The sequence below is a fragment of the Carnobacterium maltaromaticum DSM 20342 genome (genome assembly GCF_000744945.1).
Classification (GTDB): Bacteria; Bacillota; Bacilli; order Lactobacillales; family Carnobacteriaceae; genus Carnobacterium; species Carnobacterium maltaromaticum.
This window is the reverse complement of record NZ_JQMX01000001.1, coordinates 3532208-3553300: the sequence shown is the minus strand read 5'-3', so window position 1 is coordinate 3553300 and position 21093 is coordinate 3532208. Positions and strand designations below refer to the sequence as shown.

General features: G+C 33.9%; 19 protein-coding genes. 3 read left to right on the top strand and 16 right to left on the bottom strand.

Annotated elements, in window-relative coordinates; genetic code table 11:
- Positions 1–31: 31 nt before the first annotated feature.
- The 7 genes from BR77_RS16645 to BR77_RS16615 form a co-directional block, all read right to left on the bottom strand.
- Positions 32–1060, bottom strand: coding sequence for a lysylphosphatidylglycerol synthase transmembrane domain-containing protein (locus tag BR77_RS16645; RefSeq protein ID WP_010050684.1), 1029 nt, complete (start codon positions 1058–1060; stop codon positions 32–34).
- Entirely contained in the window at positions 1033–2091 is a 1059-nt protein-coding gene (locus BR77_RS16640) for a glycosyltransferase family 4 protein (protein ID WP_015076963.1), read from the bottom strand. Before BR77_RS16640 ends, BR77_RS16645 begins: the two co-directional genes overlap by 28 nt.
- Positions 2092–2109: 18 nt before the next feature.
- Positions 2110–3285, bottom strand: a complete 1176-nt coding sequence (locus BR77_RS16635) for a glycosyltransferase family 4 protein (protein WP_015076964.1) — start codon at positions 3283–3285, stop codon at positions 2110–2112.
- A gap of 395 nt (positions 3286–3680) precedes the next feature.
- Positions 3681–5402, bottom strand: a complete 1722-nt coding sequence (ptsP, locus tag BR77_RS16630) for a phosphoenolpyruvate--protein phosphotransferase (protein ID WP_010050680.1) — start codon at positions 5400–5402, stop codon at positions 3681–3683.
- Positions 5402–5668, bottom strand: coding sequence for a phosphocarrier protein HPr (locus BR77_RS16625; protein ID WP_010050677.1), 267 nt, complete (start codon positions 5666–5668; stop codon positions 5402–5404). The genes ptsP and BR77_RS16625 overlap by 1 nt, the downstream gene beginning before the upstream one ends.
- 171 nt (positions 5669–5839) lie before the next feature.
- Positions 5840–6040 carry a hypothetical protein gene (locus BR77_RS16620; RefSeq protein WP_010050675.1) on the bottom strand — a complete coding sequence of 67 codons (201 nt, stop codon included), beginning with the start codon at positions 6038–6040 and terminating at the stop codon, positions 5840–5842.
- Between the two features lie 52 nt (positions 6041–6092).
- On the bottom strand, positions 6093–6953 hold the full coding sequence (locus BR77_RS16615; RefSeq protein ID WP_010050672.1) for a hypothetical protein: 861 nt from the start codon (positions 6951–6953) through the stop codon (positions 6093–6095).
- Between the two features lie 193 nt (positions 6954–7146).
- Here BR77_RS16615 and BR77_RS16610 point away from each other — a divergent pair, with 193 nt between their 5' ends.
- Complete coding sequence (locus BR77_RS16610; RefSeq protein WP_010050670.1) at positions 7147–9393, top strand: ATP-dependent Clp protease ATP-binding subunit; 2247 nt, start codon at positions 7147–7149, stop codon at positions 9391–9393.
- Positions 9394–9442: 49 nt separating this feature from the next.
- On the opposite strand, the gene BR77_RS16605 is transcribed toward BR77_RS16610, so the two are convergent.
- The gene (locus BR77_RS16605; protein ID WP_010050668.1) at positions 9443–10816 is read right to left on the bottom strand and encodes a TrkH family potassium uptake protein; all 1374 of its coding nucleotides are present in this window, start codon (positions 10814–10816) and stop codon (positions 9443–9445) included.
- A gap of 237 nt (positions 10817–11053) precedes the next feature.
- On the opposite strand from BR77_RS16605, the gene BR77_RS16600 reads away from it, so the two are divergent.
- The gene (locus BR77_RS16600) at positions 11054–11335 is read left to right on the top strand and encodes a DUF1827 family protein (RefSeq protein WP_010050667.1); all 282 of its coding nucleotides are present in this window, start codon (positions 11054–11056) and stop codon (positions 11333–11335) included.
- A 215-nt stretch (positions 11336–11550) separates the two neighbouring features.
- Here the strand turns inward: BR77_RS16600 and BR77_RS16595 are convergent, their stop codons facing one another.
- The 7 genes from BR77_RS16595 to BR77_RS16565 form a co-directional block, all read right to left on the bottom strand.
- A complete protein-coding gene (locus tag BR77_RS16595; protein ID WP_185751418.1) occupies positions 11551–11700 on the bottom strand; it encodes a hypothetical protein in 150 nt (49 codons plus the stop codon).
- Positions 11701–12085: 385 nt separating this feature from the next.
- Positions 12086–13663 (bottom strand): peptide chain release factor 3, encoded by a 1578-nt coding sequence (locus BR77_RS16590; RefSeq protein WP_010050666.1) that lies wholly within the window; start codon positions 13661–13663, stop codon positions 12086–12088.
- Between the two features lie 345 nt (positions 13664–14008).
- Positions 14009–15313, bottom strand: coding sequence for a hemolysin family protein (locus BR77_RS16585; protein ID WP_035065825.1), 1305 nt, complete (start codon positions 15311–15313; stop codon positions 14009–14011).
- A gap of 138 nt (positions 15314–15451) precedes the next feature.
- Positions 15452–16009, bottom strand: a complete 558-nt coding sequence (locus BR77_RS16580; RefSeq protein WP_015076968.1) for a thermonuclease family protein — start codon at positions 16007–16009, stop codon at positions 15452–15454.
- Positions 16010–16246: 237 nt separating this feature from the next.
- On the bottom strand, positions 16247–17602 hold the full coding sequence (locus tag BR77_RS16575; protein WP_035065822.1) for an FAD-dependent oxidoreductase: 1356 nt from the start codon (positions 17600–17602) through the stop codon (positions 16247–16249).
- Positions 17603–17881: 279 nt separating this feature from the next.
- The gene (locus BR77_RS16570) at positions 17882–19009 is read right to left on the bottom strand and encodes an AI-2E family transporter (RefSeq protein WP_010050658.1); all 1128 of its coding nucleotides are present in this window, start codon (positions 19007–19009) and stop codon (positions 17882–17884) included.
- A 165-nt stretch (positions 19010–19174) separates the two neighbouring features.
- The gene (locus BR77_RS16565; protein ID WP_010050657.1) at positions 19175–20212 is read right to left on the bottom strand and encodes a M42 family metallopeptidase; all 1038 of its coding nucleotides are present in this window, start codon (positions 20210–20212) and stop codon (positions 19175–19177) included.
- A gap of 178 nt (positions 20213–20390) precedes the next feature.
- Between BR77_RS16565 and BR77_RS16560 the strand changes: the two genes are divergently transcribed.
- Positions 20391–20825 (top strand): GNAT family N-acetyltransferase, encoded by a 435-nt coding sequence (locus tag BR77_RS16560; protein WP_010050656.1) that lies wholly within the window; start codon positions 20391–20393, stop codon positions 20823–20825.
- A gap of 10 nt (positions 20826–20835) precedes the next feature.
- Here BR77_RS16560 and BR77_RS16555 read toward each other — a convergent pair whose 3' ends face one another.
- A complete protein-coding gene (locus tag BR77_RS16555) occupies positions 20836–21090 on the bottom strand; it encodes a hypothetical protein (RefSeq protein WP_015076974.1) in 255 nt (84 codons plus the stop codon).
- Positions 21091–21093: the final 3 nt, after the last annotated feature.

The following is a 21093-nucleotide window of genomic DNA, read 5'->3' as shown; positions in this document are numbered from 1 at the left end:
CACTGAATCCAATTGGATCCAGTGGTATTTTTTAGGTTCGTACTTTTGCAACAGCTATCTTCGTATCTTTTATACCTAAAGCCACAACACCCATAAAAATCCCTGTATAATGAGTGATCAAACGCCAAAGTATAAGTGCAATAATTAGCTTTTCAGGACTAAGGATAAAACTTCCAAATAACAAAGTAAAACTATATTCGGCTCCCCCAGCTCCGCCCGGAATTGGAAATAGCGAGACAATTAAAATGATAAAAGCATGTAAACTAATAATTGTCAAAATACTAATATCCGTTAATCCTAAACTTCTTAAAATAAAGTACGGAACAACAAAGTAAAAGACGAGCTGAATGAAGGTTAAAATACTGGTTTTAATCAATAGAGAACGTTGACTCCGAATATATAAACTTTCCTCATAAAAAGTATCCACTTTTTCTAATAAAGAAATTTCAAATTTTCCAAGCTTATCTGAAGAAATAAATCGACTCAACCAACCGATCACCCAATGAATCACTTTTTTTAACCAACTAGCTTTAAATGTAATTAAAAGTAAAATAGTAATCACACCTAGATTAACTGCTAAGCCAATAAATACAAAGGTTGATAATTTAGATAATTCAGCACTTAATGCTTGATAACCAAAAAAGACACAACAAACAAAATTTAAAACAATCATCCCTTGATAAACAACAAATTTCATCAAGAGCACAGAGCTTCCAACGCCAAAATCGACACCGGTTTTCTTCAAGGCCATTAATTGTGCAGGTTGCCCGCCACTTGAAAAAGGCGTAATCGCATTAAATAAATGTTCAATTAAAGGAATTCGATAGGCATTGATAAAACTATAATTTGAATTCCTTCGTTGCAAGAGACCTTGAATAATTTTAGCCTCAATTCCCCAGTGAATCAGCATACATCCCAAGGCCGCAAGTAACCAAAACCAATTCAATTGAAGTAGTTCTTGATAAACTTGAGCAAAAGAAAGTTTTCTAAATTCCCAGGCAAAAATAGCGAGTCCGACAACAAGAATTGCTCCTAAAGCCCATTTGTTCCTTCTATCCATTTATTTTCTCCTTTAAGAGCTTGTTCCTGATAAAAACGAATCCAAATAGTCGTCAAGCGCTCCTCTGAATAGGCTGCATTTCCAGCAATAGCTCGTTCTTTTAATTTTTGATAATCTTCTTGATTGTCTTTTAATTTTCTAATTTCTGCAGCCATTGCTTGGCGATCTTCACAAGCCGCATAATAACCATCAATAACAGGTTTGTATAAAGGTAAGTCTCTTAACAAGACTGGCGTTTCTGTTCCAAAAGCTTCTAAAATACACATAGGAAATAATTCATTATATGATGGCAATAAAAATACATTGGCTAAATTATAATAGTCTACCATTTTTTTTCGGTCAATAATCCCAACAAACTTTAAGTTTTCTGGAGGATGATCCATTAATTTTTTATAACGTTCATACCCGTCAGTAATTTTTCCAAAAGAAAAACCACCAGCCCAGATAAACTGAACATCTGGCATTTCTTCAGCCAAAGTTGCAAAATCAAAAACACCTTTACGCTCTTGAACTTGACCTGCTCCAAAAACAACAAATTTATCATCTGCTAAACCTTCTTCTTTGCGTAATTCTACAATCTCATTTGGAGAATAGGCATAAAAAGTCGATTGAGCAACAAAGTTAGGAATATACGTTATATTCGCTTCATCAATTCCTAGCGCAACTAATTCAGGAATAAAACTAGGATTTACGACAACTAAATGATCCATTCGTTTATAAAATGAAACAACATACCAATCCAGAATCTTTTCAGCAAATTTGGGTATTTTAATACTTTCTTTTAAAGTATTGGGAACAAAATGAACATAACCAATGCGACGACCAAAACGTTTTCTAAAAAAAGTCGTTAAATAGAATAGTGGATCAATTGTATGATAGTGACTAAGTTGTGTTTTTTGATAGCGATTAATCGTCATCTCAATCTCATCCCTAGCTTGCTCTTGGAGCAATCTAATTAATTCTAAATAGGCACTTCCAACCCCTTGCCCTTTGACTTTATCCGCCGAAGAAAACATATTGACTTTAATCATTGTCTCACGTCCTATTTCTTATTTTGCGACATTTAAATGTGTCGCAGTTTCAACTTGGTATTTTCGATTACTATCTTCATAAAACTGAAGCACACGTTCACCAAAAGCTGTTGCTGAAATATCATACAACAGTTCTTGTCGCTTCCATTCATTATTTTTTTGATCATTTAAGGTTGCTAATGTGCTGATAATTGTTTCAGCTAGTTCTTCATCTTGGTTAAAAAGTGCTCCAAACTCATTAGCGCCAACTAAGCCACGGGTATAGGCATTATCCTTAGCGATAATACTTGTTCCACTAGCGAGTGCTTCAATATAGGTTAAGCCTTGCGATTCTGATTCAGAGGCACTAACAAATAAATCAGCCATTTGGTAATAACCTGCCACTTCTTCACTAGGTTTCTCGCCTAAAAATTGCACATATTCTTCGATTTCTAATTCTGCAGCAAGAGCGTCTAATGTTGGACGCTGAGGACCTTTTCCAACAATAATTAATTTAGCATTGGGCTCATTTTTTATGATTTCAGGCATTGCCAGTAAAATAGCTTCAGTATTTTTCTCCTTAGACAAACGACTTAGTGACAATATCACTTTGTCTTCTTGAGTCAAACCTAATTCTGTTCGGATATTCCGATTCTCAAGCCTTTCAAATTTCTGTAATTTTACTCCTGTAGGAATGACCTCAATACTTTCGGTTACACCATAATCAGCTAATTGATTTAAAACACGTTCACTTGGAGCAATCACACCAACGGTTTGATTACAAAAATAACGTGATAACAGCTTAACATGATTGGGACGTAAAATTTTGCCTTTTGCAATATAATGTAAATAATCTTCATACATTGTGTGATACGTATGAACAAGTGGAATGTCTAATTGATTTGCCACGTATTTCCCTGTAAAGCCTACGCTAAATTCTGTATGAGTATGAATAATATCTAAATTTAATTTTTTAGCTTTTCTTAAGGCTACATATGCTCCACTAACTGCAATTCGACGATCTTTAAATGATAAAAAAGGAATACTTGTTAAGCGTATAATAGTTGGTTCATCTTCTTCCGCATTAGGGTCGGTAGTGGTAAATATAGTCACTTGATGCCCTTTATGCTCCAACTCTTCCTTCAAGGTTTTGATTGACGTTGCCACTCCACTAACTTGTGGAAAATACGTATCTGTAAATAGTCCAATATTCATGATACACCCTCCTTTTTACTCTTTAATCTACTTAATAGGTTTGCAAACAACTTGATTGAACCAACTAAACTGATTTTTCAATACAACTTTATACTACTATTGTATAGGTATCTCGTTTATTTCGTATCCATCTAAGGTTGTATTTCTTTTTTATCTAAAGTCCTATTTTTTGGTAGGACTAGCCTATTTTTCCATAAAAGAATTCGTTTAGTGTATGTCAAAATAAAGGCATTTACTCTACTTATAGACTAACATAAATTATGTATCTTTTCATTTATTAGCCTAATTATTCACGATTTCTTAACGACTATTGAAAGAAAAAATGAGTAAATAATCCTATTTTACATAAAAAAATGGCTATAAGTGATGACCACCTATAACCATTTTGACTTTGCTTATTTAGTGTAAGATTCAACTAGTGCAACGACTTCTTCAGCTGTATCACAATCATTGATTGCTTTATCTGCTAATTCTGCCATCTTAGTTGTGTCTAAACGTTTCATTAAGCTACGAGTTTTTAAAATACTTGAAGCACTCATAGAAAACTCATCTAAACCAAGACCCATTAATAATGGTACAGCCGTTTGATCTCCAGCCATTTCACCACACATACCAGTCCATTTACCTTCTTTATGAGAAGCATCAATAACATTTTTAATTAAACGTAAAATTGATGGGTTGTAAGGTTGGTATAAATATGAAACGCGTTCGTTCATACGATCCGCTGCCATTGTATATTGAATCAAGTCATTTGTTCCGATACTAAAGAAATCAACTTCCTTAGCAAATTTATCAGCAATAACGGCTGCAGCTGGAATTTCAATCATGATACCCACTTCGATATCATTAGAAACTTCAACACCTTCACTAACTAATTTAGCTTTTTCTTCAAGTAACATTGACTTAGCTTGACGGAATTCGCCAAGTGTTGCAATCATTGGGAACATGATACGTAATTGACCGAAAACAGAAGCACGTAATAATGCGCGCAATTGAGTTCTGAACATATCAGGTTGTGCTAAACAAATACGGATTGCGCGGTAGCCTAAGAAAGGATTCATTTCATGTGGTAAAGTTAAATAAGGTAACTCTTTATCTCCACCAATATCCATAGTCCGAACGACAACTGCTTTGCCTTCCATACCTTCAAGAACTGCCTTGTATGCTTCAAATTGAGCTTCTTCTGTTGGGAAATCTGGTGAATCCATGTAAAGGAATTCAGTACGATATAGTCCAACAGCTTCACCACCATTATTTTTCACTCCAACTAAATCTTTTGGAGTTCCAATATTAGCAGCTAACTCAATGTGTTTACCATCAGCAGTTAATGTTTTTTCATTTTTCAACTTGTCCCACTCAGCTTTTTGAGCTGCGAAAGCAGTTGCTTTTTCTTCATACTTCGTCACGTCACTAGCTTCAGGGTGGATGATAACATCCCCTTCAAGACCATCAACGATGATTGAATCATTTTCTTTAACCTTAGCTGTAATTTCTTTTGTTCCTACAATTGCAGGAATTTCAAGAGAACGAGCCATGATTGCAGAATGTGACGTACGTCCACCAATATCTGTTACAAAAGCTTTAACAAATTGACGATTTAATTGTGCTGTGTCACTTGGTGTTAAATCATGAGCCACAACGATAACTTCTTCATCAATCATTGAAGGATTTGGTAACTTCACGCCTAGTAAATGGCTCATTACGCGTTTAGTAACATCTTTAATGTCAGCTGCACGTTCTTGCATGTAAGGATTATCTTCCATGCCTTCAAACATGCTAATAAACATGTCCGTAACTTCTTTCAAGCCGCTTTCAGCGTTCACTTTATTATCTTTTATGTTGCCTTCAATACTCCCGATTAATTCTGGATCAGAAAGAACCATTAAGTGTGCATCAAATACCTGAGCTTCTTCTTCACCTAAGCTTTCAGCAGCTTTTTGACGAATCAGTTCAAGTTCTTGTTTCGCTTTATTTAATGCATTTGCAAGACGTTCGTTTTCTGAAGCAGAATCCTCAACTGTAATTTTGTTGAATGATAAATCAGGTTCGATCAGCATATAAACTTTAGCAATAGCTACGCCATCACTAGCCGCAATCCCCTTTAACATTTCAACCATTATTCAGCTAAGCCTTCTTTCTTCATTGTTTCTTCGATTCCAGCGATTGCTTCAGCTTCGTCAGCACCTTCAGCAGTAATCACAACATCAGCACCTTGGCCAACACCAAGTGACATAACGCCCATGATTGATTTTAAGTTTACTGATTTACCTTTGTATTCTAAGTTAATATCTGAATTGAATTTGCTTGCTGTTTGCACTAATAATGTAGCTGGACGTGCATGGATCCCTGTATCTGCTACTACATGAAATTCGCGTTTTTCCATAATAATAAGTCTCCCTCAAAAAAAGTATTTTTTTTTTAGAATTACCTTCAAAACCGACTTAAAAACCTATTAAAATAACGATTTTTAAATAAGGAATCAAAAATAACCCTTTCATCTTTACAGATTAACATTTTTTGCAACATTCTACAACTATTTTTTGCTTTTCTTTACTTACATATTCGATTTTTCTATTGGAACCAACCGATAAACAACTTCACCATGTAGTTTTGCTTCCCCTATAATTTCATCTTTTCTAGGGTGGCTTAACCAAATTGTTCTGAAAGTCATAAAATCTTCTTTCTTCACAAGCAACTCTTGAATTTGACCATCGACTAATTCTGTAACTTGTTTTTCCATTTCTTCATGTGACATGGGCAAGTCTCCTTCCTATATAATCTATTAAATTAACATAATTTCCTGATAGTTAAAACAATTTTTTCTTAAAAAAAGATGGCATTAACTGATTTAAATCAATTTCGTATCCCATTTTTGACTGGGTAAAAAGAAAATAGGTGAAACCATTAAAAAGGATATAGAGGAATACTGTCAACCAATTTAATGTATAAAACCCAACAATCATTGTACAAAATACAATGAGGCTATAAACACTAAGCGTTTGATAACTATATTCAGCACTAATTGTTTGTTTCCAATTTTCTGAAAGGACAAGGACGGACCAAATAAATAAATGCAGTAGCCCAACAATAAGTAGCCAGTTGAAATAAAAACGATAAGACCCTTCTCCGTAAATAAAAGACTCTCCTTGGAACCAACTATACCGTTTAAGATTTAGTAAACTTGGGGTTAATAAACGATGAATACTCATGGATGCCATAGTTGCACCCACAACATATATGACACCTTGACTTTTCAAACCGCGGATATAACGCGTAATTTGCTTCCATAAAAGATGACAGCTAACTATATTTATTAGCCAAAAAATAGCTAAATTAAAAGGAAGTAAATAGATTGTTGCTTCTCTTATGAAAAATGAATCTGCATGTACTGCAGAACTTTCTAATAAGCCTACTCGTGAATTAAAAAGACTGAAACGTTCAATCACGAAATTAATTCCTATCACAATACTTATAATGAATAAAGCTAGCCAAGTTGGGTACACAAGTAATAAGAAACCACTGACACAAAGTCCTCCTATTATGATTATTCCTATGATATATAAAATGAAATAGGTTCTATTGTCTGATGAAAATAATTGAAAAAGCAGTCCAATACTAGTCCAAAATATAAATAAACTAAATAAAATAGTTACCAACTTTTCTTTCATCTTTTGCCCACTTCCTAATTTTGTTATCTCTAGTGTAGTAGATTTTAATGAAAAAGTAAAAGAGTTAAGCAAAGAACTTGAAAGTCAGTAAAGGTCAGTGTATAATATTAATCAGTAAGGTCAGTATTGGTCAACAAAAAAAACTGACTTTCATTACATGGTTAATTAAACTACTGAAAGGTTGTGACTTTTTATGTTATGTCAAAACTGTAATCAACACGATGCCACAATTCATTTATATACAAGTATGAACGGCCAAAGAGGCCAGATAGATTTATGTCAAAATTGCTATCAAGAATTAAAAGCAGCTAAAGAACGAGGTGACTTAAAAATGAATCGCTCAAATAATACTCCTGATCCTTTTGGTCTAGGTGGCTTAGACGAATTATTTAAAGCTTTCCAAGCTGGCCAATCGCCACAAGGTCAACCTAATCCACAAATGATTCCTCCAACTCAATCAGGCGGAGGCGGAAAACGCCCTAATGGTCGTCAAGGTGGATTATTAGCCGAATACGGTACAAATTTAACGGATATGGCAAAAAACGGAGCTATTGATCCAGTTATTGGACGAGATAATGAAATTAAACGTGTGATTGAAATCTTAAATCGCCGTACTAAAAATAATCCTGTTTTAATCGGAGAACCCGGTGTTGGTAAAACAGCTGTGGTTGAAGGTCTTGCTCAAAAAATCATTGAAGGCGATGTTCCTCAAAAACTGATGGATAAAGAGGTTATACGTTTAGATGTGGCTAGTTTAGTCCAAGGAACAGGAATTCGTGGTCAATTTGAAGAACGGATGCAACAGCTGATGGATGAATTAAAGAAAAATCCACAAATTATTTTATTTATTGACGAAGTTCATGAAATTGTTGGCGCTGGTAGCGCTGAAGGTAGTATGGATGCAGGCAATATGTTAAAACCAGCATTAGCTCGAGGTGAACTTCAAATGGTAGGAGCAACAACTCTAAAAGAGTACCGGACCATTGAAAAAGATGCAGCACTAGAAAGACGTATGCAACCTGTTCGAGTGGATGAACCAACCGCCGAAGAAACGATTACGATTCTAAAAGGAATTCAAAAGAAATATGAAGATTACCATCAAGTTGGGTATACAGATGCAGCGATTGAAAGTGCAGTAACATTATCAAGTCGTTACATTCAAGATCGTTTCTTGCCTGATAAAGCCATCGATTTACTTGATGAAGCTGGTTCTAAGAAAAATTTGACTATTCAAACAGTCGATCCAAAAATCATTGAAGACAAAATTGCTGATGCAGCATCTCAAAAACAAGCTGCCTTACAACAAGAAGACTATGAAAAAGCCGCTTATTATCGTGATCAAGCTGCTAAATTAGCTGCAATGCGTGATCAACAACAACCGGATACTGAAAAACCGATTGTTACTGAAAAAGATATGGAACAAATTATCGAAATGAAAACAAATATTCCAGTCGGGGATATTAAAGAAAAAGAGCAAGCTCAGTTGCGCAATTTAGCTGAAGATTTACAACAACATGTTATTGGTCAAAACGAAGCGGTGGAAAAAGTTTCCAAAGCCATTCGTCGTAGCCGAATCGGTCTCAATAAGAAAAATCGCCCAATTGGATCTTTCCTATTTGTAGGACCTACCGGAGTTGGGAAAACTGAATTGGCTAAGCAATTAGCTGTTGAACTATTTGGGACTGCTGATTCCATCATTCGTTTTGATATGAGTGAGTATATGGAAAAACACAGTGTCGCTAAACTTATCGGTTCACCACCAGGTTATGTAGGCTATGATGAAGCTGGTCAGTTAACAGAAAAAGTGCGCCGCAATCCATATAGTATCGTTTTACTAGATGAAATTGAAAAAGCGCATCCTGATGTCATGCACATGTTCCTTCAAATTTTAGACGATGGACGTTTAACAGATGCACAAGGAAGAACAGTCAGCTTTAAAGACACCATCATTATTATGACTAGTAATGCTGGAACAGGTAACGTTGAAGCCAGTGTTGGATTTGGTGCAACCAATAATGCCACACAAAATTCTGTTTTAGATCAACTTACTAACTACTTTAAACCAGAATTCATCAATCGCTTTGATGCAATCGTTGAATTTAATCAACTAGACAAAACACATTTGATTAAAATTGTCGATTTGTTACTACTTGATGTTAATCATATGCTTGTGGATCAAGGAATTTCAATTGTCGTTGATGAAGCAGCCAAAGAAAAACTAGTCGAATTGGGCTATGATCCTAAGATGGGGGCACGTCCATTACGTCGTGTGATTCAAGAACAAATTGAAGATAAGATTGCTGATTTCTATCTTGATCATCCTGAGATTAAAGAATTAGCTGCAACAACAGATGCAAATGGTGATTTAATCGTAACTGAGAAAAGCAACGAACCTGTTGTTTCTGAAGAAGTTGTTCTAACTAAAAAAGAAGACGAATAAGCTGAAAAAGGGTCAGGACAAAAATTGTCCTGACCCTTTTTCTATCTGGCTAACCGATAATAATTTTTTCTGTTGGATACAAATAATTTGCATCTCTTTTTTCTTTCGGAACAAGTAACATTAACATATAGAGCATACCAACACGACCAATAAACATTAAAATCATGATCATTATTTTTCCGAAAATAGATAAACTTGGTGTAATACCCATTGATAATCCTGTCGTTCCAAAAGCAGATGCAACTTCAACAACTAACGAAACTAAACTATGTTTTTCTGTGACGCTTAAAACTAAGACACTAAAAAAACATAACGCAATTGAAAGATTTAGAACTACAATTGATTTTTTTACATCGTCATTATGAATACGTCGTCCGAATATATTAATATTTTCTCGACTACGAATAAAAGAAAAGAGATATAAAACCACAATAGCCAAAGTAGTCGTTCGAATCCCCCCTCCGACTGAACTAGGACTAGCTCCCACAAACATCAGTGCTGCAAAAAGTAACAATGTCCCATCACTAAAATTACCCAAAGGAGTCGTTAATAGGCCAGCATTACGCGTACTAACAGAGAAAAACATGGAGTAAAACGCACTTTCAGTAAAATTCATTCCTTTAAAAAAGTCATCAAATTCTAGTAACCAAATTAAGACGCTACCAACAACAAATAAAATTAAGAACGCCCACATAGAAAGTTTAGCAAATAAAGAAAAACGAAAAGGCAAATCGTGTTTCTTTTTCTTGTAGTTAAAAAAAGCCTTTAATTCAATCAAAACGGGAAAACCGATTCCACCAACTACAATTAGAAACATCACAATCGTTTGAATAAAATAATCTTGCGAAAAGTCTATCAATGAGGTACCCGTAATATCCGCCCCTGAATTAGTTACTGCGGAAACAGCTGTGTAAAATCCATAAAATAAGGCATCATGAATAGTATAGTAATTGTAATAAAAGTACACACTCAAAATCAAACCACCAATGAGTTGAAACCAAATAATAATAGCTAAAGCATTTCTAATTAGCCGAACAATTCCACTTAAATTAGGCTGATTCATATCCACCATAATTAATTGCCGCTGTTTTAAAGAGATTTTTCGTTTTGAAAGAATAAAAAAAGATGTTGAAATCATCATAATCCCTAAACTACCTAACTGAAATAGGACCATTAATAATCCGACTCCTGCTCGATTATAGGTTGAACCTAAATCAATCGTCGTTAAACCTGTCACACTAACTGTGCTGACTGCAGTAAACATCAAATCTAGAAAGGAAAGTTCTTGGCCAGGTATTCTAAAAATAGGTAGCGAGAGCAAAATAGCCGCAACCACGACAGCTATAAAATAAAAAATGACAATCATTTGAATTGAAGAAAAGCGCCCCACTAATTGACGCATTATTTTTTTGAGTTTCTGCATGTTTTAATCCCTCTGTTTCATGTATTCTAACTTTAAATTTTCAGCATGCTATATTTAGCAAGGCAAATTTTACTAAAAAAATTAATCCTTGAAACCTATCATATCATATTTACGAAATTAGAAAAGAATCAGCCAATCTTATTTTAATAGGATATATTCTTTGATAAAGTCTGACTTTCATTATATAATAAACTTATGTAAAAACGTACTATATTTATTTAGAAGAGGTGATGACAAATGAAATTAATTGATGTAACCAATAGCCACTCATCTTTAGTCGCTGAGCAGCTAGGCAATACAGATGCTGTTTTTATCAAAGTCTATTCTTTAGGACAAACCACAGTCATATTTTCTGGCGCCGCTACACACAAAGATGTTGTTCTAACAAATAAGCTACGAAACATTAAAAATAATGAAATCAACTATGCAATTACTGAAGTCTTGAAAACGACTCCTGATCAAGTTGATATTTTGAAAGCGCCTAATTTAGTTGAAATATCTGTTAATCTAACGGATTGATTTTCTCATGCGCTTCTGATCAAATGAAAAAATTATTTACAAATAGTTAAACATAACTCTATTTTCTAGCTATTCGTAAAGGCTTTTTCCATTTGCTCTGATTCTATTTATTTTAAATATAAAATGCCGTGACTTGCCTGTAAATAAAAGCAAGTCACGGTATTTTTTTATTACTTATTCAAAAAAATTATCTCAGCATATTTTTAATGTAAACATTAATAATTATAGTAATTTGTTTTAGGATGCATATTTGCCTCTATTCCAGATGTAACAACTTTCTCTTCTATTGCTCGATAAATTCGCAAAAAACTAGGTACTTCCAAATTAGATTTTCCAATTCTTGTATCCTTCGTAAATTTTACCAAATCCTTTGCCTTTAGCGAATATAAAGGATAAAAGCTCATTATCCCTTTAAAATTTAATCGTTTATATGATCCCGAAACATAATTACGTAATATTTTTTTCGTTTAAATTCCCATATAAGTATCTTCTAATTTGCATAATCGCACTAATAAATGACCTATCTTCATTTTGATTCGGAACATCAACATTTATATAAATATATTGAAAAATGGTTATGTCGTTAATATTTGATTCGTTTTATATTTGTAATGCTTACTGTTGAATAAAACAAGGTATATATTTAAGAACAACTACTTTCAGTTTCTGTTAATTATATATTCTTTTCTTAAAATAAAAAAAGTTCCTTTTTATCAAAAATCGATAAAAAGGAACTTTTATTTTTTTATTTTATAGTAAAGCTGTCAATTCAATATCTGGGTACTTATCATGGAACCAACGCATTGCAAATTGATTTTCAAATAAGAACAGAGGCTGATCATAACGATCTCTTACAAGTAAATTACGACTAGATGACATATTCTCATCTAAATCTTCTGGTCTAATCCAACGAGCAATTTTAGAACCCATCGGCGTCATAATAACTTCAGCATTGTATTCCCCTAACATTCGGTGTTGGAAGACTTCAAATTGAAGTTGTCCGACTGCACCTAAGATATAATCCTCTGTGTGGTATGTCTTATACAATTGGATAGCACCCTCTTGAACAAGTTGGTTCATACCTTTATGGAAAGACTTTTGCTTCATGACATTTTTCGCGCTAACTTTCATAAACATTTCTGGAGTAAATTGTGGCAATTTCTCATAGGATACATTCATTTTTCCACTGAAAAGAGTGTCTCCAATTTGGAAGTTTCCTGTATCATATAGCCCAATAATATCTCCAGCAACTGCATGTTGAACTGTTTCACGACTTTCTGCCATAAATTGAGTAGAATTCGACAATTTCATTTTGCGGGCTGTACGCGACAAAGTAACATCCATACCACGCTCAAATTCGCCTGAACAGATTCTTAGAAAAGCAATCCGATCACGGTGAGCCGGATCCATATTCGCTTGAATCTTAAAGACAAATCCAGAAAACTCTTCAGTGTAAGGACTAATTTTTTCTCCATCGTCTGTTTTATGAGCAGTTGGACTTGGAGCAAATTTTAAATAGGTGTCTAAAAAGGTTTGTACACCAAAATTTGTTAAAGCTGATCCAAAAAAGACAGGTGTCAATTCGCCATTCGCAATTCGTTCTTCTGAAAATTCATTGCCGGCTTCATTAAGAAGCTCAATGTCTTCTAAAGCCTGATCATAGACATTTGAAATTTTAATTGGGTGATCTCCCTCAATTTGGCCTTCCGCATTTAACTCAATAAAACGTTCGCCACCAAGTTGTTCAGGACGGTGAATTTCAATACGCTTATTGTAGTTATCATAAAGTCCCATTAAGCCTTTTCCCATACCAATTGGCCAGTTCATTGGGTAAGAATCAATTTCTAAGACTTCTTCCAATTCAGCTAATAAATCAATCGGTTCTTTACCATCTCGATCTAACTTATTAATAAAGGTAAAAATGGGAATACCACGCATACGACAAACCTTAAATAATTTCTTTGTTTGTGGCTCGATTCCTTTAGCACTATCGATAACCATGACCGCACTATCAACAGCCATCAAAGTTCGATACGTATCCTCAGAAAAATCCTCATGCCCTGGGGTATCTAGAATATTTACACGCTTACCTTGGTAATCAAATTGCATCACAGAACTAGTAACAGAAATTCCACGTTGTTTTTCAATTTCCATCCAATCCGATTTAGCAAATTTGCCACTTTTTTTTCCTTTTACTGTTCCGGCTTGGCGAATTGCTCCACCAAATAATAATAATTGCTCAGTAATCGTCGTTTTCCCAGCATCTGGATGGGAAATAATTGCAAACGTCTTACGTGAAGCAACTTCTTCTTTTAATGTTTGTTTCATTCGTATCAGTCCTCATTCGGTTAAATTTTAAGTTCATTATTTATATTAATGGCATGTAAACTACACAGCTCCACCTAATTTCCTCGTTTTTAGTTTTAACTCAACTAAAAAAAATCATTATCTAAATTATTATAGCATTTTGAGAGGTCTTTTTAAATCTTATTTTAAAAGTTTATCGGAATGTGCCTATTCTCGTTCTGCTTTGCATTTATAGCACCCTTAGATTCTACCTAAACGCTATCTAGTCCAGCATAGCACAGATAATCAAAACTGTACTACTCAGGCTTTAAGACAGTAAAAGACTGAACTCCACTATTCATAGAATTCAGTCTTCTCTATACTTGATTAACTTGTTAGAACTTTTACCTCTATATTCATTAAACGAGTATTCTCTACCTCTTTAGAAATTAACTCAACAGAATCAACTTTTAATGAAAGGTTTTCATTATTCTCAGGGATTGTGCCTAATTCTGTTAGCATATATCCAGCAATTGTATCGACATCTTTGCCTTCAACATTTAGATGGAAGAGTTCATTAAATTTATCAATCGGCATACGACCTTGGACTAGATAAGTCGACTCGTCAATTTTCTGATATAAATCAGAGATTTCGTCATACTCATCTTCAATTTCGCCAACGATTTCCTCTACTAAATCTTCTAAAGTAACAATACCAACTACTCCGCCATATTCATCTAGCAAGATAGCCATTTGATTTTGCGTTTTCTTCAATTCAAAAAGCAAATCATCAATAAAAATAGTTTCAGGTACAAATAAAGCTGCATTCAAAATTTCTTTTAAGTTTATTTGTTCAAAACCAACACGTTTTGCTTCTTTCAAAACATCTTTTAAATGGATAATCCCAATAATATTGTCTTCTTCATATATTGGTACACGCGAATAACGACAATCCAATAATAAATCAATATTTTCATCGTAACTATCTTCTAAATCGATCATAAACGTATCTGTTCTAGGTACCATAATTTCTCGTGCCATTTTCGTGTCTAATGAAAAGACACCATTTAACATATGAACTTCTGAAGCTTCAAGAATACCGTCCTTTTGACCGCTTTCTAACATAAAACGCATTTCTTCTCGTGTTAATTTTTCTTCTTCTGCATCAATTTCCATTGGTGTTAATTTAACCAATACATCCGTTGAAAAAGATAACAAAAATACAAAAGGTTTCATTAGTTTTTCAATGATTGAGATAAAGCCCACACTGAACTTAGAAACTTCTTCGGCTTTTTGCATGGCTATTCTTTTTGGATACAATTCTCCGAATACTAACGTTACATAAGACAAGATAAGCGTCACCACAATAATTGAAACTTCTTTCGCCCAGCTTACATCTCCAAATACTGGTTGTAATTTGGTAGCAATACTTGTTGCTGCTGATGCACTTGAGAAAAAACCTGCTAACGTAATTCCAACTTGGATTGTTGCTAAAAATCCATTTGGGTTTTCAAGTAATTTTACAAGTCTGCGCGCTTTTCTATCTCCATCATTGGCTTGGCTTTCCATTCTTCCCTTATTAAGAGAAACTAGTGCAATTTCTGCCGAAGCAAAAAAAGCATTTAATAGCGTTAAAGCTAAAATTAAAATCAATTGTCCAACAATCGACTGACTTTCAGGGTCAGGGGTCATTCAAACATCCACTCCTCATTCTTTTCAATTTAATTTTTATTAGTGAATTTAATAATAGCATATTCACTAGTTCTTGACAATATTTTATAAAGTATTGTTGTTATATTTCAAGTTCCTACTATAATATGGGAGCTATTTTTATTGGTTGTCTTTAAACCCTTTTTCTCCAACATAATTTGTTAATGACCAAATGTGTTTCTTCGCTTTTTTTGCTTCGGACTCAGAATGTTTTAGTTCATTAAAATAAAGTTCTTTTTCATTATAGTAGCCTAAACGAGCCAGCCCTTCTTTTAATAAAACTTCCTCCACTAGCTGATCATTCGCATACAAATAAGCTAAGGTTCGATCATATTGATCCACTTTTTCATGGTTTTCATCATAAACAATCGATAATTCTTTCCCTTTAAGATAATCCGTTAGAAATTCTTTTGCTTCCTTACCAAAAGGTTGCGTTTTTCCTGTTTTATTTGTATTGCTTTCAGGGGTATCTATTAATAATAAGCGCATGCGTTTTCGTTCGCCGTTTTCCTTCATAATAATGGTATCCCCATCAACAACTCGTTCCAATTCAATAGCTATTCTCTGAGTATCTTTGGCAGGTTCTGTTATTTGCTGATTTTCTGCGACAAAAAAAGTCCCTATCAGTAAAACAACTAATGCACCAATACCTGACATAATCTTCTTACTATTTTTCACTTTTTTAAATCCTCCTTATAATAAAAAGCTCGTTGAGCCGATTAGCTCCGGCAAGAAAATAGGAAAAATTGATAGGGCGCTTTTTGCCCTCTCGAATTTTTATCTTTTTCTCGAGGAGTTGGCTCATAAGAGCTAGCCTAACCTATTCTTCTACTGTAGCATAATTTGACAAAAGAATAAATTTTTTTATAAAAAAAAATAGCCAACTTCATTTTAGAAGTGGCTAGTTTCGTTTTGTTACTTAGCTAGCTTGCGCTCTTGTTCAAGAGCAGCTTGTGCTAAGATATTTAGATAGTTCCAAGGGCGATCAAAATGTGGTTGGAAGAAGAAATCAACATAAGCTAAATCTTCAATTGTCATTTTATTTTGAATACATAATGACAATGAGTTCGCTGATTGAGTAATGTCATATTTAGACATTAGTTGTCCACCAACAATTCGATTTGTACCTACTTCATAAACTAGCTGCATTAAGACTTCTTCAGTCGTTGGCATGAATTCTGGACGGTAATTATCTTTAACAATAACCGAACGAACATTTAAGCCAAAGTGATGAGCTCCGCTTACAGTAACTCCTGTTGATCCAATATTAAAACCAAATAGATACAAACCAGATGTTGCTTGTGTTCCACGGTATTTCACTTTTTCACTGACAATATTTTTTCCAACTAAACTTCCCATTCGAACAGCATTTGTAGCTAAAGGAATGTATGCAGAACCGCCATTTGGATTATAATGCACCGCACAGCTGTCTCCTGCTGCAAAAATTGAAGGATCGCTAGTTCTCATATACTCATCAACAACGATTGCACCGTTACTCAACATTTTTACTTTTCCAGTTAACAATTCAGTGTTTGGTTTAAATCCAACACATAAAATAACTAAATCAGCATCATATTCACCAACTGGTGTTTTAACAGATTTCACTGCACCACTTGCATCTGGTACGAAAGCTTCAACTGATTGATTTAAGGCTAACGTCACGCCACGTTCTTGTAAGTCATGCTCTAGAATATCAGTAAATTCTTTATCTAAATATTTATTTAAAATACGATCTAAGCCATCAATTAGAGTTACTTTTTTGCCTGATTCCGCAAAAGCTTCCACTAATTCGATTCCAATATAACCTCCACCAACAATGACGATTTTTTCAGCATTTTCAGCTTCTTTAATAATCTCGTTTGCTTGGTTATAGTTTTTACATAGTAAAACATTTTTACTTTTAATTCCTTTAATTGGAGGAATTATTGGCCAAGATCCTGTAGTCATTACTAATTTATCGTAACTTACATCAAAGGCTTCTCCGCTCTTAATATCTTCAACTAATACAGTTTTATTTTCTGTATCAATATTTTTAACATTGTGTTCCATTTTAACTTTTGCGCCCATAGAAGCTAATTCTTCTGGATTTGAATAAAACAAACCTGCGGGATCTTTCACAACTCCACCGACATATAGTGCAATACCACACGAAAGGAAAGAAACATTATCGTTTCGCTCAAAAACGAACACTTCTGCTTCTGGATGTTCTGTTAAAATGGTTTTAACTGCTGCTGTTCCAGCATGGGTACAGCCTACTACTACTACTTTCATCAATAAAATCCCCCTATATATTAGACTAATCTTCTGACAATCTAATTGATAATAATAATCATTACTACAAAGTAACTATATCACATGAGATTTAAAATTACTATAATTTAAACTATGGTTTTGATAACTTTTTTTAAATAGTTATCGTCTTTTTATTTTTTTCACAAACTTTTAAAATCAAAAAAGCCTACTCACTATAGCTTCACTAGTCAAAAATCAAAAAACTTAGTGAAACCAGATTGAGTAGACCATTTGAAAATTTAATCATTTTTTAATCATTTATTTTCCTACTTGATTCTCGCTAGAATTTCCAATAGTTGCTAAATGATCTTTCCGTAATTTTAGTATATCGCGAATATACAGAATAATTGTTTTACTTACTGCATAGAATGGTACACCTAATATCATCCCAATTAATCCAGCAATATTTCCAGCAACTAATAGAATCGTAATAATTGTTAACGGATGAATCGCTAACGATTTACCAATTACATTTGGCGAAATTAGATTTCCATCAATCTGTTGCACAACAAGTACCACAACACAAACTAAAATAGCTTGTAACGGTGACACAGTTAATCCAATAATAATGGCTGGTGCCATTCCAATATATGGTCCAATAAAAGGAATAATATTTGTAACTCCTGCAATAAACCCAAGTAAAAAGCCATAAGGTAAGCCAATAATTAGATAGCCAATAAAGGTAAAGGTTCCTACAAACAAGCAAACTAGCGCTTGTCCACTAATGTAAGAAGCAATTGTATTACTCATTTGTCCAAGTAGTTCCAACACTTTACCACGGTAATCCTCTGGGAAAAACTTTGTTGCTGAAGGTCCAAATTTATGCCCGTCTTTAAACATATAAAAAAGAACAACTGGTACGGTCAAAACAACTAAAGTAGTATTTGTTACTGCACCAATGATAGAACCTAAACTTTTGGTTACGCCACTAAAAACATTTGTAGCAATCGCACCAATCGAAATGTCTGAACTTTTAAACTTGTCCTCTATCCCTAATTCTTTCAACCATTGTTGATTAAAAATATCATTTGACATTTTTTCTAATTCTTTTAAATAAGTCGGTAAACTATTCATTAATTCACTAATTTGTTCAACTAAATTAGGAATAACTGTCACTGCTAAAAAGATAATAGCACCTATTAACAATAAAAACACAATGCCAATCGCGTATTTACGCTTCACATTGAATTTACCTAGCAGATTAATCACTGGATTAAGCATATAAAAGAAAAAACCGGCAATCACTAATGGGGCAAAAATAGTTGAGATAAACGTTCCTACTGGTGCAAATAAAAAATCGATTTTCGTGCACATAAAAATAAAAACAGCAATGACTAATAGCCATACGCTCCAAAACATCAATTTTGATTTTTTGAAAACTTCCATGTTAATCAAACAACTCCTTCTAAAATAGTATCTTGAACTCGCAGTTTTAGCCACGTCAGAAAAATAGGAAATTCCAATAAAAGAGTCTCTTTACTTTTTAGGATTTTGCCTTTTTTTCGAGTAGTTTGCAAGTATAACTAGCCTGATATTGTAGCCTTAATTTCATTACTCACATAACTCGCTTAACAAATAGGCTTCAACTAATTGCTCTGTTGCTTGAATAGATTCAACATGGCTACGTTCATAAGCATGGCTGGATTCAACTCCAGCTCCAATCAACGCATGGCGAACATCAGCTCCTGCACGCATCGCTGCCGAAGCATCGCTGGCATAAAATGGATAAATATCTAATTTATAAGGAATTCCATTGGTTTCACATAACTCCGTTAATTGTTTTCTTAGATGATAATGATACGGACCACTTCCATCTTTTACACAAATAGAAACAGTGTACTCATCTGTTTGCTGATCATCTCCCATTGCACCCATATCAACTGCCAAATAATCAACAACTTTTGAGGAAATATTAGAATTGCCCCCGTATCCAATCTCCTCATTTGTTGAAATAAAAAAATGAGTGGTATAAGGTAATTCAATCTTTTCATTCTTTATTTTTTCTAAAAACTTTATTAATACTGCTACGCTAATTTTATCATCTAAATGACGAGATTTAATAAAACCGCTCGCTGTTATTTCCGTTCTTGGATTAAAGCTAATAAAGTCGCCTACTTGAATCCCTAATGCAGCTGTTTCTTCAGCAGTTGTTACTTTCTCATCAATTCTAATTTCCATATTTTCTTGATTTCTTTCTGCTGTTCCAGCATCTTTATAGACATGAACACTGGTTTGATGCATTAGAATTGTTCCCGTATACGTTTTTCCAGTACTTGTTTGAATAGTACAATATTCGCCCTCTATAGCATTAAAACGAAAACCACCGATTAAATCAAGTTTAAGGCGACCATCAGGTTTGATGCCTCGAACCATCGCTCCTAATGTATCTACATGAGCTGTCACAAATCTTTGTTCCTCATGATTATGGCCTTTAACGGTAACCATCAATGAACCTTTACGATTTTTCTGTGGACTATATCCGAACCCCTCTAGTATATTTTTAAGATAGGCGATAATTTCATAGGTATTGCCGGTTGGTGAAGCAATATTTGTTAAATCTGATACGAACTCAATGGTGCTTTTGGACATTATTTTAGCTCCTATCTTTTTATTTGTATATTTAGTATACCTTGTAAATTCTTTTTTTTAAAGCAATAAAACATAGATTTTTTTTCAATGGAAAAATTCGTTATTTTTATAGCTTAATGTTTAAAATTATGCTACCCTAATCTTTAGTTAATCGATTCTTAATTTGGGGGATAATTTTATGAATTTTATATGGACAACTGATTTAACTTCAACTACCTATCATGATGCTTTAGCTGTTCGCAAAGAGGTTTTCATTGTAGGACAAGGTGTTGACGCAGCAATTGAAATTGATGCGTTAGAATCATCAACTGAGCATGTTACTGGTTATTTAAATGGCGAACCCGTTGCTGCAGCCAGACTCAATCGAATTCAAAATGACACCTATAAAGTACAACGTGTAGCTGTTTTATCAACCTATCGAGGACAACATTTAGGTGAAAAATTAATGCAAGAAATCGAACGATATGCGATTGAAAATGATGTTGCAAATTTGGTTTTAGGTGCTCAAGATCACGCTATCGGTTTTTATGAAAAATTAGGTTACACAGTTGATGGGGATGGATTTATGGAAGCAAATATTCCACATCATATGATGCGCAAACAAAAAAACTAAACAAAATTGTTTAGTTTTTTTGTTTCCTTTTTAATAAAGCTTCACGTTTGGCTTTCATTAAAGCTAAACGTTGTTCTCCTTCATTAGGAATTTTCTCAATCAAACGCCTTGTTTGATTATTTTCCTTTTGATAATAAACATTTAAGACATCGCCTAACTGACACTTTTCTGGTAAATACTTGATTTCAAGGTAAAAAGGCGCTGCTCCTGAATCTGGAATTAAACGTGCTATATTTCCCTCAATTTCTTCTAGTACCATTTTCATGTC